The 16,135-nt window shown below is 63.1% G+C and carries 15 protein-coding genes; 12 read left to right on the top strand and 3 right to left on the bottom strand.

The window, feature by feature from the left end; translation table 11 throughout:
• From pckA to CAK78_RS01175, 7 genes are all read left to right on the top strand, one after another.
• The coding region (pckA, locus tag CAK78_RS01145; protein WP_254924668.1) for a phosphoenolpyruvate carboxykinase (ATP) at positions 1–1,610 on the top strand (1,610 nt) is incomplete at its 5' end.
• A gap of 175 nt (positions 1,611–1,785) precedes the next feature.
• Complete coding sequence (locus tag CAK78_RS01150; RefSeq protein ID WP_094696098.1) at positions 1,786–2,451, top strand: GntR family transcriptional regulator; 666 nt, start codon at positions 1,786–1,788, stop codon at positions 2,449–2,451.
• Between the two features lie 33 nt (positions 2,452–2,484).
• Positions 2,485–4,287, top strand: a complete 1,803-nt coding sequence (locus CAK78_RS01155; protein ID WP_094696099.1) for an aminopeptidase P family protein — start codon at positions 2,485–2,487, stop codon at positions 4,285–4,287.
• Between the two features lie 112 nt (positions 4,288–4,399).
• The gene (locus CAK78_RS01160) at positions 4,400–4,795 is read left to right on the top strand and encodes a nitrous oxide-stimulated promoter family protein (RefSeq protein WP_176452627.1); all 396 of its coding nucleotides are present in this window, start codon (positions 4,400–4,402) and stop codon (positions 4,793–4,795) included.
• Positions 4,796–4,881: 86 nt separating this feature from the next.
• The gene (locus tag CAK78_RS01165) at positions 4,882–5,268 is read left to right on the top strand and encodes a DUF6559 family protein (RefSeq protein ID WP_094696101.1); all 387 of its coding nucleotides are present in this window, start codon (positions 4,882–4,884) and stop codon (positions 5,266–5,268) included.
• Between the two features lie 14 nt (positions 5,269–5,282).
• Positions 5,283–5,738 carry a GNAT family N-acetyltransferase gene (locus CAK78_RS01170; protein WP_094696102.1) on the top strand — a complete coding sequence of 152 codons (456 nt, stop codon included), beginning with the start codon at positions 5,283–5,285 and terminating at the stop codon, positions 5,736–5,738.
• A 137-nt stretch (positions 5,739–5,875) separates the two neighbouring features.
• On the top strand, positions 5,876–6,352 hold the full coding sequence (locus CAK78_RS01175) for a glycine zipper 2TM domain-containing protein (protein ID WP_005308463.1): 477 nt from the start codon (positions 5,876–5,878) through the stop codon (positions 6,350–6,352).
• A gap of 74 nt (positions 6,353–6,426) precedes the next feature.
• Here the strand turns inward: CAK78_RS01175 and CAK78_RS01180 are convergent, their stop codons facing one another.
• From CAK78_RS01180 to CAK78_RS01190, 3 genes are all read right to left on the bottom strand, one after another.
• On the bottom strand, positions 6,427–8,406 hold the full coding sequence (locus CAK78_RS01180; RefSeq protein WP_176452629.1) for a bifunctional 2',3'-cyclic-nucleotide 2'-phosphodiesterase/3'-nucleotidase: 1,980 nt from the start codon (positions 8,404–8,406) through the stop codon (positions 6,427–6,429).
• Between the two features lie 126 nt (positions 8,407–8,532).
• The gene (gene lysE / locus CAK78_RS01185; RefSeq protein WP_094696104.1) at positions 8,533–9,153 is read right to left on the bottom strand and encodes an L-lysine exporter; all 621 of its coding nucleotides are present in this window, start codon (positions 9,151–9,153) and stop codon (positions 8,533–8,535) included.
• A gap of 213 nt (positions 9,154–9,366) precedes the next feature.
• Positions 9,367–10,149 (bottom strand): LuxR family transcriptional regulator, encoded by a 783-nt coding sequence (locus CAK78_RS01190; RefSeq protein ID WP_005308457.1) that lies wholly within the window; start codon positions 10,147–10,149, stop codon positions 9,367–9,369.
• A 62-nt stretch (positions 10,150–10,211) separates the two neighbouring features.
• On the opposite strand from CAK78_RS01190, the gene CAK78_RS01195 reads away from it, so the two are divergent.
• The 5 genes from CAK78_RS01195 (at position 10,212) to CAK78_RS01215 (ending at position 15,965) form a co-directional block, all read left to right on the top strand.
• Entirely contained in the window at positions 10,212–10,835 is a 624-nt protein-coding gene (locus CAK78_RS01195) for an acyl-homoserine-lactone synthase (RefSeq protein WP_017765215.1), read from the top strand.
• A 266-nt stretch (positions 10,836–11,101) separates the two neighbouring features.
• Positions 11,102–12,001, top strand: a complete 900-nt coding sequence (locus tag CAK78_RS01200; RefSeq protein ID WP_094696105.1) for a LysR family transcriptional regulator ArgP — start codon at positions 11,102–11,104, stop codon at positions 11,999–12,001.
• 86 nt (positions 12,002–12,087) lie between these two features.
• Complete coding sequence (locus CAK78_RS01205; protein WP_042008632.1) at positions 12,088–14,109, top strand: exoribonuclease II; 2,022 nt, start codon at positions 12,088–12,090, stop codon at positions 14,107–14,109.
• Positions 14,110–14,296: 187 nt separating this feature from the next.
• Entirely contained in the window at positions 14,297–14,890 is a 594-nt protein-coding gene (locus tag CAK78_RS01210; protein WP_176452628.1) for a TetR/AcrR family transcriptional regulator, read from the top strand.
• A gap of 28 nt (positions 14,891–14,918) precedes the next feature.
• Positions 14,919–15,965, top strand: a complete 1,047-nt coding sequence (locus CAK78_RS01215; RefSeq protein ID WP_094696107.1) for a DUF418 domain-containing protein — start codon at positions 14,919–14,921, stop codon at positions 15,963–15,965.
• Positions 15,966–16,135: the final 170 nt, after the last annotated feature.

Below are 16,135 nucleotides of genomic sequence, written 5' to 3' on the forward strand. Positions count from 1 at the left end.
AACCCACCCTGGCCCAACAATTAGGACTGGACCAGTACGGTATCAAGAACTCCACTGAAATCCTGCGCAACCCTTCCTACGACCAGCTGTTCGCGGAAGAGACTCGTGCCGACCTGGAAGGGTTCGAGCGCGGCGTGGTGACCGAACTGGGGGCCGTCAATGTCAATACCGGCATCTTCACCGGCCGCTCCCCGAAAGATAAATATATCGTCAAAGACGCCACTACCCAGAATACTGTGTGGTGGTCTGACCAGGGTAAAAACGATAACAAAGCCATCAGCCCGGAAGTGTGGTCACATCTGAAATCCCTGGTGACCAAGCAGCTCTCCGGCAAGCGCCTGTTCGTGGTGGACGGCTTCTGCGGTGCCAACCCGGACACCCGCCTGGCCGTGCGCATCATCACCGAGGTGGCCTGGCAGGCTCACTTCGTGAAAAACATGTTCATTCGCCCGAGCGATGAAGAGCTGAAAACCTTCAAACCGGACTTCGTGGTGATGAACGGTGCCAAGTGCACCAACCCGAACTGGAAGGAGCAGGGTCTCAACTCCGAGAACTTCGTCGCCTTCAACCTGACCGAGAAGATCCAGCTCATCGGCGGCACCTGGTACGGTGGCGAGATGAAAAAAGGGATGTTCTCCATGATGAACTACTTCCTGCCCCTGCGCGGCATCGCCTCCATGCACTGCTCCGCCAACGTGGGTCAGGACGGCGACGTTGCCATCTTCTTCGGCCTCTCCGGTACCGGCAAGACCACCCTCTCCACCGATCCCAAGCGTCAGCTGATCGGCGATGACGAGCATGGCTGGGACGACGACGGCGTGTTCAACTTCGAAGGGGGCTGCTACGCCAAGACCATCAAGCTCTCCAAGGAAGCCGAGCCGGACATCTACAACGCCATCCGTCGCGATGCGCTGCTGGAGAACGTGACCGTGGCGGCCGACGGCACCATCGACTTCGACGATGGCTCCAAGACCGAGAACACCCGGGTCTCCTACCCCATCTATCACATCGAGAACATCGTCAAGCCGGTCTCCAAGGCGGGTCACGCCACCAAGGTGATCTTCCTGACCGCCGACGCCTTCGGTGTGCTGCCCCCGGTCTCCAAGCTGACCAAGGAGCAGACCAAGTACCACTTCCTGTCCGGCTTCACCGCCAAGCTGGCCGGTACCGAGCGCGGCATCACTGAGCCGACCCCGACCTTCTCCTCCTGCTTCGGCGCAGCCTTCCTCTCCCTGCACCCGACCAAGTACGGTCAGGAGCTGGTGAAGCGGATGGAAGCCGCCGGCGCGGAAGCCTACCTGGTCAACACCGGCTGGAACGGCACCGGCAAGCGCATCTCCATCAAGGACACCCGCGCCATCATCGACGCCATCCTGGATGGCTCCATCGAGAAGGCCGAGACCAAGGTGCTGCCGATCTTCAATCTGGAAGTGCCGACCGCCCTGCACGACGTGAACCCGGCGATCCTCGACCCGCGCGACACTTACGCCAACAAGGCCGAGTGGGACGCCAAGGCGCAGGATCTGGCCCAGCGCTTTATCAAGAACTTCGAGCGCTTCACCGACAACGACGAAGGCAAGCGTCTGGTAGCGGCGGGTCCGCAGCTGTAACAGCGACCCCGTTCACAACCAATCTCATACCGGTCAGCCCAGCTGGCCGGTATTTTTTTGAGCAGAGCGCGGCGTTTGACTCCCGCCAAACCTTGCCTTGTGGGCCCTTGCGCGTTAGATTCAGCCCAACTTTATACAATATACAATTTTGTAACGATTCCCCTGCGACCCGATCATGACCCCACCCTACAAGACCCGTACCCAAATGGTGATGGAAAACCTCCGTGGCCGGATCCTCCGCGGTGAGTTTCCCGCCGGCGCGCCCCTGCGCCAGGACGCCATTGCCAAGGAGCTGGCGGTGAGCCGCATTCCGGTGCGGGAGGCCCTGATGCAGCTGGAGGCACAGGGGCTGGTGAAGTTCGAGGCACACCGCGGCGCCGTGGTCACCATGCTGGACGCCGCGGCCATCGAGGAGCTCTTTTATTTGCGAGCCCTGCTGGAAGCCGATACCCTGTTCCACGCCGTCGACCTGATGACGGAGGAGACCTTCGCCAAGGCGCAGGCGATCCTCGCCCAGTTCGACCAGGCCCTCGAGTCGGGCACCCAGATCGAACGCTGGGCCGAACTGAACCACAGTTTTCACGCCACCCTCTATCAAGCCGCCGGCCGTCCCCAGGCACTGGAGCTGATCGCCCAGATCAATCTGAGCTGTGACCGCTATGTGCGCTTCGAGCTGCTGTTCGCCAGCGATGGTGTCGACAAGGCGGAGCGGGAGCACGCCCAGCTGCTGGAGTTGTGCCGCGCCCGCCGCAAGCACGAGGCGGTGGTGCTGCTCAAGCAACATATCGAGGCGGCTGGCCAGTCAGTCAAGCGGATCCTGGACAGCGGCCACAACCACTGAACACTCACATCACTACAATCTGGCATTAACGACATGAATCATTTCGAGATTATTGAAACCCGCGTCGCCCAGGTCAGGGCCGAACTGGCCATGATGGAGCTGGACGCCTTCATCGTCCCCCACGACGACGAGCACCTGGGGGAGTACATTCCCGCCTACGCCGAGCGACTGGACTGGATCACGGGTTTCAACGGCTCCGCCGGCCTCGCCATCGTACTGGCGCAGCGGGCGGCCCTGTTCATCGACGGTCGTTACACGGTGCAGGCCCGCATGCAGGCACCGGCCGAGCTCTTCGAGTTTCTCCATCTGAACGAAGATCCCCACGTGCAGTGGCTGGCCGAGCAGCTGCCTGCCGGTTCCCGGGTCGGCTTCGATGCCCGCCTGCACAGCCTGGCCTGGTATCGACACGCCAAAGAGATCCTGACCGAGCGCGGCATCGAGCTGGTGCGTGTGGAGCAGAACCCAATCGACCTGCACTGGAGCGATCGCCCTGCCCCCACCAAGAATCCGGCCATCCTCTACAGCGAGGCGCTGGCGGGCCAGTCCAGCCAGGCCAAGCGCGAGCTGCTGGCCAGCGATCTGCGCAAGCGCGGGCTGGATGCGGTGCTGCTGACCCAGGCCGAACCCATCAACTGGCTGCTCAACCTGCGTGGCCGCGACGTGGAGCGGCTGCCGGTGGTGCTGGGCTTTGCGGTGCTCTATGCCAACGCCACCATGGATTTCTTCGTCGACATCGACAAGATCGACTGCTTCGCCTTCAGCCAGCACGTGGGGCAGGATGTCTCCGTCTACCCCATCGACAAGCTGGGTGATGTGCTCAAGCGCATCGGCGAGGATCAGCAGAAGGTGCTGGCCGATCCCAACACTGCCAACGCCTGGACCCAGCTGATCATGGAAGAGGCGGGCGCCATCCTGGTGGCCGGTCAGGACCCGACCATGCTGCCGAAGGCGTGCAAGAACGAGGTGGAGCTGGCCGGCATGCGTGCCGCCCATCTGCGCGATGGCGTCGCCGTCACCCGCTTCCTGGCCTGGCTGGATCGGCTGATCGCCAGCGGCGAATTCGACGGCGTGGATGAAGGCACCCTGGCCGACCAGCTGGAAGCCTTCCGCCGCGCGCAGGATCACTATGTCGAGCCGAGCTTCGACACCATCTCGGCGCTCGGCCCCAACGCCGCCATGTGCCACTACCGCCACACCAACGGCACCCCGCGCCCCTTCGGTCAGGACAGCATCTATCTGGTGGACTCCGGCGCCCAGTATCTGGACGGCACCACCGACATCACCCGCACCATCAAGGTGGGTGAGCTGACCGACGAGCACAAGGCGATGTTCACCCGGGTACTGCAGGGTCACATCGCGCTGGATCAGGCCCGCTTCCCGCGCGGCACCGCCGGCATCCAGCTCGACGTGCTGGCCCGCATGCCGCTGTGGCAGGCCGGTTACAACTACGACCACGGCACCGGCCACGGCGTCGGCCACTTCCTGAGCGTGCACGAAGGCCCGCAGCGCATCGCCCCCAAGGGCAGCCTGGTGGCCCTGCAGCCGGGCATGGTGCTCTCCAACGAACCTGGCTACTACCGGGAAGATGCCTTCGGCATCCGCTGCGAGAACCTGGTGGTGGTTACCGAACAGGAGCAGATCGGCGAGCTGCCGATGCTGGGCTTCGAGCGGCTGACCTATGTACCGTTCGATACCCGCCTCATCGATCGCAGCCTGCTGAGCCCTGCCGAGTTCCGCTGGATCAACGAGTACCACGCCGAGGTCTACCGCCGCCTGAGCCCGCTGCTGGAGGGCGAGGATCTCGCCTGGCTGGAGCAGGCGACCAGCCTCATCTAAGTGCAGACCAGCAGAGTTGTCTGATGAAACAGGGCCCGCGGGCCCTGTTTTTTTGCCCGCCGGTTTGACCTGTATCAAGACCCCGCCGCCCCAGGTCAGGACAATGCCCTGCATGACGACCCATCACTCCCACCCCGCGCGCCCGGCCCGCGCCGACCAGGCGCCCATGCACCCCAGGCTCAAGCGGGAGCAGCAGACGGTCAGCGCCATGATCCGCCTCTACTGCGACCACCATCATCAGGATCCCGCCTGCCGGCACTGCCAGCAGTTGCAGGAGTTCGCCCACCAGCGGCTGCGCCGCTGCCGCTATGGTCACGGCCACAAACCCACCTGTGCCAACTGCCACATCCACTGCTATGCCCCGGCCATGCGCAAGCAGATCCAGCTGGTAATGAAGTGGAGCGGCCCGCGCATGCTGTGGCATCACCCCTGGCTGGCCCTGCGCCACCTGCTGGACAGTCGTCGCAAGGCCCCCAGACGCCCCCACAGCCGCCCGCTTCCCCCCTGATCACTCATGCTGGATTCAGGAATCAGCCGGTAGACTCCATCCCGTCCGGACCGCCTCTGCGGTCTGCATCTGACAGTGGAGATAAGATGGGCTGGTTTACCCGTTTTCGTGAGCGTCGGGCCCTGCGTCGCTATCTGGCGATGTCGGCTATCCTGGCCAAAGAGTATGGTGCCCGCGAGCAATACAGTGCGGGGCAGTTGCTGACCCAGGCCAGGATCCATAAACTGCCGCCCCGCTGGCTCCATTACTACTTCGCGCTCTACCGCCACGAGAACGCGCCCGAGCTTGCCAGTGGCTGGCAACTCGATGATCAGCGCCTGCTCGCACTGCGCCAGTCGCTCGCCGAGAGCCTGTTTCACCACGATATCGCCTATACCGCTCTGGATGTCCGCGAGCTGGCGCGCCCTGCCCAATGGCGAGGCGGCAGCGACCGCAAGGTACAGACCCAGGGCATCACCTTTCGCCAATATTGACCGAAGGAGTCTTGATGCACCACACCCCGCCCCTGCTGCGCACCGCCACTCACACCGACATGCACGCCATCTGGCAGATCGACGTCAATGTGTTCGGGGAGGATGTCTATCCCGGCTTCTTCTTCCGCCAGGCCATGGATCTGTGGCCCGAGCTGCTGCTGGTGGCCGAGCTGGACGGCAAGCTGCTGGGCTATGCCCTGGGTGGACTGGGACAGGATCGGTCGCAGGGCTGGTTGCTGTCGCTGGCGGTGCTGCCGGAGGCGCGTGGCTTCGGTCTGGCCGAACGCATGATGCTGCAGGTGGAGCAGTCACTGGAAAAGCTGGGGATCGAGCGGGTCAGACTGACGGTGGATCCGGCCAATCCCGCCCAGCGCCTCTACTTTCGACTCGGTTATCAGCAACTGGCCGAGGAGCGCGACTATTTCGGCCCGGGAGAGGATCGCCTGCTGCTGGAAAAACGGCTCGGCTGAGCCGGCGGTGACGGGGTTTGCAGGGGCCGGGCCGTATAATTGGTTACACTTTGCTGGTTTCATGCTCAATCCGGTTGGCGTAGAGTTGAATCACTGACCGAACAAACCAGATTAGATGCCAGCCCAGGAGGCCCATCATGTTGAAACGCATTACCCTCATCGCCCTGTTGGCCACCACCACAGCCACCACTCTCAGCGGCTGTGCCAACAGCGATGTCTACTCCGGCGATGTCTACACCAAGGATCGCGCCAAGCAGGTGCAGACCGTCAGCTACGGCACCATCCTCTCCACCCGCCCGGTCAAGATCCAGGCCGATGAGAACTCGCTGATCGGCACCATAGGCGGCGCCGTGGTCGGCGGCCTGCTCGGCAGCACCATTGGCGGCGGGCGCGGCAGCGACATCGCCGCGGCCGGTGGCGCCATCGCGGGTGCAGCGGCCGGCAAGGCGGCCGGTGACAAGCTCAACCAGGTGGATGGCGTCGAACTCGAGATCAAGAAAGAGAACGGCGAATCCATCGTGGTGGTGCAAAAGGCCAGCCCCACCTTCGTACCGGGCGCCCGGGTACGCATGACTCAGGGCAACGGCACCATCAACGTGGCCGTGGTCAACTAAACCCTCTAGGCCTCCGCCCATGAAAAAGCCCTCGCAGTGCGAGGGCTTTTTTTATCATAGATACCGATCGAACGTTACTGGCGAACCAGCCGGAAGATGGCGTAGCCAGGGTGCTGGGCATCATCCATCGGCAGGGTGGACTTGTACTCCAGATCCGCACCGGCCAGCTGTTTGGCCTCCTCGCGGGGCGAGGAGTAGAGCCGCACGTCCACATTGGCCGGCAGGGCCTTCATGTGCCAGTTGTTGTTGGCCGCCGGGCTGAAGCCGGCCGGGTTCTCGGCAGACTGGGCCTTCAGGTACTGGGCGATGATCTCGCGCGTCTCGAAGGGATCTTCATGCACGATGTTGCTGCCGTCGATACCCGGGAAGTGGCCGCCACCGCTGGCGCGGTAGTTGTTGGTCACCACGTAGAACTTCTGGGCCGGATCGATGGGCTGGCCGTTGAAGGTGAGGCTGCTGATGCGCTGGCCGTCGCTGACCTTGGCCCCTTCCTTGTTGTAACGGGCCGGCTGGGTAATATCCACCTCGTAGTTGACCCCGTCGATCACGTCGAAGTTGTAGGTGGGGAACTTCTCGTTCACCAACCACTGCACCTCAGCCTTGCCGGTGTCGATCTGGTTGAACTGGCCGGCACTCATCTCCAGCCACTCCTTGACGGTGGCCCCGTTCACCTCGACCACCTGCAGGGTGTTCGGATAGATGTAGAGGTCGGATACGTTGCGCAGGGAGATGTCGCCCTGGGCCACGTAGGTGAAGTCGTTGATGCCGTTGCGACCGCCACGGAACGGTGCCGCTACCGACAGGATGGGGTAGGACTCCTTGAGCAGACCATCTTTTTGCAGCTGCTCGGCGTAGCGGCGCTGGGCATCGCTCACCAGCTGCACCGAAGGATCGTCCTGCACCAGGGCGAAGAAGCTGTGGATGGAGGAAGTGATCTTGCCGAGCGGCTCATCCAGCCACTGGTTGGTGGCGTCGTGGTCGGCCTGTACCAGGTCCACCACCCGCTGATCCACCGCGCTACCCTCGCTGGAGTCGATCTTGCGCAGGCTGGCCTGGCTCTGTTTCACCTGCCACTTGCCGTCCACCTGCTCCAGCTTGAGGTCGATGATGCCGAGGTGGTTGCCCCAGTAGCCCGGCATCACGGTCGGAATGCCGCTCAGGGTACCGGCCTGGTTGTCCACCTCCGGCAGATCCGGGAAGTCACCCGGGAAGTTCTTGTGGGCGTGGCCCAGCATCAGGGCATCCACCCCCTTCACCTTGGCCAGGTGCCAGGCGGAGTTCTCCATCATGGCCTCGTAGCTGCTGGCGTTGATGCCGGTGTGGGCAACAACGACGACCACGTCGGCGCCCTTGGCGCGCAGCTCGGGCACATAGTGGTTGGCGGTCTCGACCATGTCGGCCACCACCACCTTGCCTTCCAGATGACGCTTGTCCCACTGCAGCACCTGCGGCGGGGTCAGCCCCAGGATGCCGACCTTGATGGTCTGCAACTGGCCCTTGTCATCCTTCACCTTGCGCTCCAGCAGCAGGTAGGGGGTGAACTTGTTGCCACTCCAGTCAATCTGCCCCTTGGCATCGCGCTTGAAGGCGCCCGCCTCGAACACGTTGGCGTTCACATAGGGGAACTTGGCCCCCTGCAGGGTCTTGGTAAGGTAATCCAGCCCGTAGTTGAACTCGTGGTTGCCCAGGTTGCCGGCATCGTAGCCGAGCTCGTTCATCGCCTTGAACACCGGGTGGGCCTGCTTGTCGAGGTAGCCGGCACCGGACTGCTCGAAGATGTAGTCCGCCAGCGGCGTGCCCTGGATCAGATCGCCGTTGTCGAGCAGCAGGTTGTTGGGGTTTTCGGCGCGGGCCGCGCGGATCAGCAGCGCGGTGCGGGAGAGGCCGAACTTGCGGTCCTCCTTGTTCTGGTAGTAGTCGTAGCCCAGCACGTTGGAGTGGATATCGGAGGTCTGGATCAGACGCAGGGCAACCTCACCCGGTTGCGCCTTGCTGTCGTTGTCATTGCTACAGGCAGATAACAGCACGATGGCTGCAATAGCACCCAGCTTCATGGATTTATTCACTGTCTTTTCCCTTTTATTAGAGTGTCGCTTTACCAGCGACGGGAATTTAACAGACGAATATGTCAGCGCATGAAGCCGGGGTGAATTTTTATGAGGTGCGGCACAAAAATAGCCCTATGACGCCAGCAGAGCTCCGCTCGCCAGCTGCAACGCCAGCCCCAGCATGATGAAACCAACAATAGTATCAATAGCTTGCTGAACCCTGCCGCGAGCAAGCCAGGGCGAGAGGGCGGCCGCCCCGAACGCCAGGCTGTAGAACCAGACCAGCGAGGCCAGCATGGCCCCCGCCGCGAAGGCGGGGCGCAGCTCCTCGGCAAACTGGCTGCCGAAGGAGCCGAGCAGCATCAAGGTATCCAGGTAGACGTGGGGGTTGAGCAGGGTCACTCCGAGCGTCATGGCCAGCACGCTCTTGACTCCCATCAGCTGGGGCGAGTCCGCAAGCGCTGCCCCCTGCCCGCGCCAGGCACTGCGCAGGGAACGCACGCCGAACCAGCCGAGGAACAGCACGCCGCCCCAGGTCAGCAGGGCCAGTCCGATCGGGCTGGCCGCCAGCAGGTTGGCGCCGCCAAATACCCCGATCCCGATCAGCACGAGATCGCACAGGCAGCAGAGGGTCGCCGTCAGCAGATGGTGGTTGCGGTGGATGCCTCGGCTCAGCACGAAGGCATTCTGGGCACCGATGGGGATGATCATGGCAAGGCCTAGGGTGAAGCCTTGCAGGGTGGTTGCAAACATGGATGAACCGTCCAGCAGAGTGATTGGACGGCACTATAAGAGGTGGCCAGATGTTTAGAGAAATTCATTAATCTGCTGAGCAATCTGTTTTGCTAATGAAAAGAGGCCGGCACTAACCCCTTCGAGGTAGAATGGGTTAAGCCCGCTTATGGCTGTCAATTGCAGGATCTGACAATTGTTAGCCAGTCACTCTGCCCCGAGAATCATCGGGTTTTATTGCATCAGCTTGGGGAAGTTGGTGACCACGACCTGCTCGAGATTGGGCAGCAAGATGCCACTGCTCACCCCCTTGGCGATGGCCTGGTAGCGATTCATCGACCCCGTTTTACGGGTGACCTGATTGAGGTGGTAGTTCACGGTTCTCTCCGTGATCCCCAGGATGCAGGCGATTTCACTCGACGTTTTCCCTTCACTGGCCCAGAACAGGCATTCGGTCTCCCGGTCAGTCAGGGCCTCCTGAGGGTCATCGTCCCGCAGACTGACCCGCACAATCCGGATCGCCGCCTCGAAGATGTAGTTGGACATCCAGGAGAGGACGGGCGAGGACTCCAGCAGCAGATCGCTCGATGCCCGCTCGGCGGTGATGAACGACAGTATGCCGTTTTCCCCCGCCGCCCCGTGCAACGGAAACGAGATGCCGTTGCGCAGCCCGAACTCCGCCGCCAACCCCATCACGTCCAGACTGCCCTCTTGCAGAAAACGTGCTCGCTCATCCAGCCGGTTCCAGTAAATGGGCAAGGTCTGCTTGCGGGCCAATTGAATGATGGGATCACAGGCCAGCATATGGTTTGCCGTATAGGCCTGCACCCAGGAGTCGGGGCACTGATTGAACAGCACCACCTTGGGTCTTTGCATCGACATGGGAATGATCAGCGCAAACCGGTAGTAGTCGTAACCCATACCGAGCGTGAACCGACCGATCAACTCGGCCAGACGATCCCCGTCCGTTACCGAAGTGAAATGTTCGAGGTACTCAAGCAGTTGGTCTTGTTTCATAGGCTAGCCCCCCTGGCCAGGGCCTCGATTATAGCGCCGAACACTGAAATGGAGACATCTGAATGCTTGTTTTCAAAGGAAAATTAAAAGAACACCCCAGATGGGAGGTAGAAAACGAGCTTTATCGCTTTCGCAATCGCGTCTTCTCCGATCGCCTCGGCTGGGATGTGGAATCTCACCGTGGTCTGGAGCAGGACAGTTTCGATACCCCGGACACCCATTGGGTGCTGATTGAGGACGAAGAAGGCCTGTGTGGCTGCATCCGTCTGCTCAGCTGTGCCCAGGATTACATGCTGCCCAGCATCTTCCCCACCGCCCTCGCCGGCGAAGCCCCGCCGCGCAGCAACGACGTGTGGGAACTGACCCGCCTCGCCATCGATGCCGAACGGGCGCCGCGCCTGGGCAACGGGGTCAGCGAGCTGACCTGCGTCATCTTCCGCGAGGTCTACGCCTTCGCCAGGGCGAAGGGGATCCGTGAGCTGGTCGCCGTGGTCAGCCTGCCGGTGGAGCGCATCTTCCGCCGTCTCGGCCTGCCCATCGAGCGGCTCGGTCACCGCCAGGCGGTGGATCTGGGCGCCGTGCGCGGGGTGGGGATCCGCTTCCATCTGGACGAGCGGTTCGCCCGTGCCGTCGGCCAGCCCCTGCAGGGTGCCTATGACGAAGCCCGCGAGCTGGTCACCGAATAAGGGTGACGCAAAAAAATCCCGGGGTAAGACCCGGGATTAAAAGTTCTCGCTATGGCCCGTTTCCACCCCATGCAAAAACGGACGCAAAAGAGTATCTCCTGAATACCTTTTGACCACCACTGTCACATCTCACAGTGACAAACCCGCTTTGACCCCACAGCCCTTGTCCCGCCTGCGCTGCCGACATTTTCAGTACCCTCCGGTTGTTCTCTCGCCACCACTTGAGTAGCATTCCTTCTCAATCTCCCTACTGATAAGGAATGCTGATGAAGGCGTTGGACTACAAGCTGCTGCTGGCGCTGGATGCGGTGATGCAGGAGCAGAACTTCGAGCGCGCCGCCCAGCGCCTGCACATCACCCAGTCCGCCATCTCCCAGCGCATCAAGCAGCTGGAGCAGCAGTTTGCCGAGCCGCTGATCATTCGCGGCCAGCCGCTGCAGGCCACCCCGCTCGGGCAGAAGCTGCTGGCCCACTACCGCCAGGTACGCCAACTGGAACTGGAGCTGGCCGGCGAGCTCTCTCCCGCCGAGCCCCAGGCGCCGATCCGGGTCAGCATCGCGGTCAATGCCGACAGCCTGGCCACCTGGTTTCTGCCCGCCCTGGCGCCGCTGCTGGAACAGCACCCCATCGAGCTCAACCTGCTGGTGGATGACGAGAGCCGCACCCTGGATCGGGTGCGCGAGGGGCAGGCGTTCGGCGCCGTCAGCCTGCACGGCCAGCCACTGGCTGGCTGCTGCGTCGACGAGCTCGGCGAGATGCGCTATCTGCTGACCGCCAGCCCCGCCTTCGTCGAGCGCCACTTCCCGCAGGGGTTGACCCTGGCGGCGCTGGCCAAGGCGCCGGCGGTGGCCTTCGATCAGCGCGACGACATGCACGTCAGCTACATGGCCCGCCACTTCGGGCTGGAGCCCGGCGGCTACCCCTGTCACACGGTGCGCTCCTCCGAGGCCTTCGTCGCCATGGCCGAGCAGGGGCTGGCCTGCTGCCTCATCCCGGAACTGCAGATCCGTCACCAGCTGGCGGAGGGGTCATTGCTCGATCTCAACCCGGAACAGCACCTGGTCGAGCGACTCTACTGGCACCGCTGGGTGCTGGAACGGGGGCTGCACAAACAGATATCCCAGCGCCTGATCGAGCAGGGTCGCCGGGCGCTGCAACGCCCCTGACAGGGCCATTCACCTTGGCTTTGGAGGGGTAAAAACGTATAGTGCTGGGCGATTAACCACCAGGTCTCCACTCAGGTTCCCCATTTATGTTCCAAGACAATCCGCTGCTGGCCCAGCTCAAGCAACAAATCCGCGAAAACATCCCCAAGAAAGAGGGTGTGATCCGCGCCTCCGATCGGGGCTTCGGCTTTCTGGAGGTCGATGAGAAGACCAGCTATTTCGTACCGCCTCCCTACATGAAGAAGGTGATGCACGGTGACCGGGTGACCGCCCTGATCCGCACCGAGAAAGAGAAGGAAGTGGCCGAGCCGGATGAGCTGCTGGAGCAGTCCGTCACCCGCTTCGTGGCCCGGGTCAAGATGTTCCGCGACCGCCTCAACGTGGTCGCCGACCATCCGCTGATCAAGGACGCCATCAAGGCCCGCGTCAAGAAGGGTCTGGACGAGAAAGAGTTCAAGGAAGGGGACTGGGTGGTCGCCACCCTCAAGCGCCACGCCCTGGTGGACGGCAACTTCTCTGCCGAGATCACCCAGAAGATCGCCGCCCAGGAAGATCACAACGTGCCCTGGTGGGTGGTGCTGGCGCGCCACAACCTGGCCCAGGTCGAGCCGGCGGATCTGCCGGAATGGAAGGTGATCGAAGAGGAAGAGCTGCCCCGCACCGATCTGACCGCGACCCCCTTCTTCACCATCGACGGCGCCAAGACCAAGGACATGGACGATGCCCTGGCCATCCGCAAGCTGGACAACGGCTGGGAACTGCTGGTCGCCATCGCCGACCCGACCGCCTATGTGGCCGAAGGGAGCGAGCTGGACAAGGAGGCCGCCCAACGCGCCTTCACCGTCTACATGCCGGGCCGCAACGTGCCGATGATCCCGCGCACCCTCTCCGACGAACTCTGCTCCCTGAAAGAGGGCGAGGAGCGCAACACCCTGTGCGCCCGCCTGCTGATCGCCGAGGATGGCCTGCTGCTGGAGGAGACCGAGTTCTTCGCCGCCCGCATCTGCTCCCACGCCCGTCTCAACTATGACGACGTCTCCGACTGGGCCGAACACGGCAAAGCGCTGGATATCGACGCTGGCGTGCTGGCCCAGCTGCCGCTAATGAAGGCGATGACGGAAGCGCGCATCAAGTGGCGCACCGAACACGCCCTGGTGTTCCCGGACCGCCCCGACTACGACTTCGAGCTGGGCGAGAACGGCGCTGTGCTGGCCATCCACGTCGAGCCGCGCCGCATCGCCAACCGCATGGTGGAAGAGTCGATGATCGCCGCCAACATCTGTGCCGGCCGCGTGCTGGGCAAGAGCGTCGGCTACGGCATCTTCAACGTCCACACCGGCTTTGATGAGGAGTCCCTCGACGGCGCCATCGACCTGCTAAAAAGCGCCGAGGCCCCGTTCGAGAAGGAAGAGATCGCCAGCCTGTCCGGCTTCTGCGCCCTGCGCCGCTGGATCGACAGCCTGGACACTCGCTGGCTGGACGGCAAGATCCGCCGCTTCCAGAGCTATGCGCTGATGTCCGCCGAGCCGGGCGCCCACTACGGCCTGGGGCTGGATGCCTATGCCACCTGGACCTCACCGATCCGCAAATACGGCGACATGGTCAACCATCGCCTGCTGAAAGCCGTCATCGCCGGCAAGACCCCGGGCGAGCGTCCGAGCCTGGAGCTCACCGAGCACCTGACCGCCTGCCGCCGCCTGCACCGCATGGTGGAGCGCGACATCGGCGACTGGCTCTATGTGCGCTACCTGAAGGCCGATGCGGGTACCGACAAGGTGTTCAACGCCGAGATCATCGACGTGATGCGTGCCGGCCTCAAGCTGCGCCTGCAGGAGAACGGTGCCGTGGTGTTCATGCCCGCCCGCCATATCCTCGACAACAAGGAGCGGCTGGAGTGCAACTGGGACAACGGCCGCGTCTATCTGGACAAGACCGAGGTGGTCTACGAGCTCGGCCAGATCATCGAGGTCAAGCTGACCGAGGCGGTGGAAGAGACCCGCTCCCTCATCGCCAAGCCGGCGGTGGAGCTGGTACCTGGCCCGGCGCCGGTCGCTCCGGTCAGCGAAGCCGAGGCCGCACCGGCTGCGGAAGCTCCCAAGGCCGAATAAGCCAGGTCTCTCCTCCTTGCAAAAGCCCGCACCCTGCGGGCTTTTTTATTGGGTCATGCCGCCCGCCTGGTCAGCAGATCACTTTTTGTACGCTCCGAGCTTGCCAGTGGCTCGTCAGGGGCATAGAGTGAATCCGCAAATGAACGAACGTTCGCTCATGAAAGGTTTTCAGGCAAGAGGCATCCCCATGACCACCCACAACCTGCGGCTGGAGCAGCGGCGCGAGCAGATCATCCTGGCGGCGCTCGGCTGCTTTATCGAGCGGGGCTTCCACCAGACCGGCATGCGCGACATCGCCGCCGCCGCCGGGGTGAGCCTTGGCAACCTCTACAACCACTTCGCCCGCAAGGAGGAGCTGATCGCCCTGATCGCCTCGCTGGAGGCGGCCGAGCTGCAACCCCTGCTGGATAAGCTGGTCCAGGGGCCGGCCCGGGCGGCGCTGGCCCGCTTCGCCGCCGGCTACCTCGCCTGGTCGCTGACCCCGGAGAACCTGCTGCTCGGCACCGAGATCCTGGCCGAGCTGACCCGCCATCCGGAAATGGCAGCCACCTTCGCCAGCAACCAGCGCCAGCTGTGCGATGCCCTGGCGGCGACGGTGCGCCGTGGCCAGCAGGCGGGGGAGCTGGCCGCCCACCTGCTGCCGGATCTCACCGCCCAGCTGCTGCTGGACGCGCTGGAAGGGCAGGCCCTGCGCCACGCCCTGGCCCTGCATCCAGAGCTGGCGCCGGTGGAGCAAAGGTTGCCGTCCCTGCTGGAGCAGCTGTTGGGCCCGGCCCGCTGACCCGCAGATCACCAAAGGAGTCGCTCCCATGACTGCCCCGCACAATCGACTGGAAGGGCTGGATCTGGCCCGCGCCATGGCCCTGCTCGGCATGGTGCTGGTAAATTTTCGCATCGCCATGGGGGTGTTGGCGGGCGGGCCAACCTGGCTCAAGCCCCTGCTGGATGGGCTGGAGGGGCGCTCCGCCGCCAGCTTCGTGGTGCTGGCCGGTATCGGGCTCGGGCTGTCGACCCGCAAGCTGGCGTGGTCGGCGGCCATGACCCACACCGCCAGGCGGGCCCTGTTTCTGCTGATCGCGGGGCTGCTCAACTACCTGGTGTTTCCGGCCGACATCATCCACTACTACGCCATCTACTTTCTGCTGGGGGCCTGCTGTCTCCGGCTTCCCTCCCCCTGGCTGCTGGCCCTGATCCCGCTGCTGGCGGCAAGCTTCGTGGGCCTGCTGTTCCTGCTCGATTACGATCGGGGCTGGCAGTGGCACAGCTTCAGCTATCCCGAGTTCTGGACCCTGGCCGGCTTCATCCGCAATCTGCTGTTCAACGGCTGGCACCCTGTGGTGCCCTGGCTGGGCTTTCTGCTCTACGGCCTCTGGCTGAGCCGCCAATCTCTGGCCAATCAGCTCACCCAGCGCTGGCTGCTGGCCGGCGGGGTGAGTGCCATGGCGCTGGCCAGGGGGCTGTCGCTCTGGTTGTCGACCCTCTTGCCGAATCCAGAGCTGGCGCCGCTGCTGGCTACCCAGCCCATTCCCCCGGCGCCGCTCTACCTGCTGTTCGGCATGGGCGCGGCCAGCACCCTGATCGCCCTCTGCCTCTGGCTGAGCCGTACCCTGCCCGAGGCCCGCTGGTGGCGAGTATGGCTGCCGGTCGGCCGGCAGACCCTGACCCTCTATCTGGCCCACATCATGCTCGGCATGGGGATGCTGGAGGCCATCGGCTGGCTGCAGGGGCAGGATCTGCCCGAGGTGGTGCTGGCCGCCAGCCTCTTCGCCCTGGCGGCCCTGCTGTTTGCCAATCTCTGGAGTCAGCGCTTCGAGCGAGGCCCGCTGGAGTGGCTGATGCGTCGGCTCTGCGGCTGAAGGGCATCATGAAAAACTGAAAGTGAGTTACAAAATAATTGATTCATTGATTACTTTAACGCCGATTAAAGAAATTCATCGTCAATACCATCACTTTTCAGGTAGGGCGGATTGTTACATTTGAATACAAATAATAGAAATGAGAAATAGATCACATTGACAACAGGTTT

Origin of the sequence: Aeromonas sp. A35_P (assembly GCF_002259925.1) — a bacterium.
Lineage (GTDB): Bacteria > Pseudomonadota > Gammaproteobacteria > Enterobacterales > Aeromonadaceae > Aeromonas > Aeromonas dhakensis.

Bases quoted from the DNA above. Each gene is read 5' to 3' on its own strand.
- CAK78_RS01150 (WP_094696098.1), top strand. From the start codon at position 1,786: ATGACCCCACCCTACAAGACCCGTACCCAAATGGTGATGGAAAACCTC.
- CAK78_RS01155 (WP_094696099.1), top strand. From the start codon at position 2,485: ATGAATCATTTCGAGATTATTGAAACCCGCGTCGCCCAGGTCAGGGCC.
- CAK78_RS01160 (WP_176452627.1), top strand. From the start codon at position 4,400: ATGACGACCCATCACTCCCACCCCGCGCGCCCGGCCCGCGCCGACCAG.
- CAK78_RS01165 (WP_094696101.1), top strand. From the start codon at position 4,882: ATGGGCTGGTTTACCCGTTTTCGTGAGCGTCGGGCCCTGCGTCGCTAT.
- CAK78_RS01170 (WP_094696102.1), top strand. From the start codon at position 5,283: ATGCACCACACCCCGCCCCTGCTGCGCACCGCCACTCACACCGACATG.
- CAK78_RS01175 (WP_005308463.1), top strand. From the start codon at position 5,876: ATGTTGAAACGCATTACCCTCATCGCCCTGTTGGCCACCACCACAGCC.
- CAK78_RS01180 (WP_176452629.1), bottom strand. From the start codon at position 8,406: ATGAAGCTGGGTGCTATTGCAGCCATCGTGCTGTTATCTGCCTGTAGC.
- lysE (WP_094696104.1), bottom strand. From the start codon at position 9,153: ATGTTTGCAACCACCCTGCAAGGCTTCACCCTAGGCCTTGCCATGATC.
- CAK78_RS01190 (WP_005308457.1), bottom strand. From the start codon at position 10,149: ATGAAACAAGACCAACTGCTTGAGTACCTCGAACATTTCACTTCGGTA.
- CAK78_RS01195 (WP_017765215.1), top strand. From the start codon at position 10,212: ATGCTTGTTTTCAAAGGAAAATTAAAAGAACACCCCAGATGGGAGGTA.
- CAK78_RS01200 (WP_094696105.1), top strand. From the start codon at position 11,102: ATGAAGGCGTTGGACTACAAGCTGCTGCTGGCGCTGGATGCGGTGATG.
- CAK78_RS01205 (WP_042008632.1), top strand. From the start codon at position 12,088: ATGTTCCAAGACAATCCGCTGCTGGCCCAGCTCAAGCAACAAATCCGC.
- CAK78_RS01210 (WP_176452628.1), top strand. From the start codon at position 14,297: ATGACCACCCACAACCTGCGGCTGGAGCAGCGGCGCGAGCAGATCATC.
- CAK78_RS01215 (WP_094696107.1), top strand. From the start codon at position 14,919: ATGACTGCCCCGCACAATCGACTGGAAGGGCTGGATCTGGCCCGCGCC.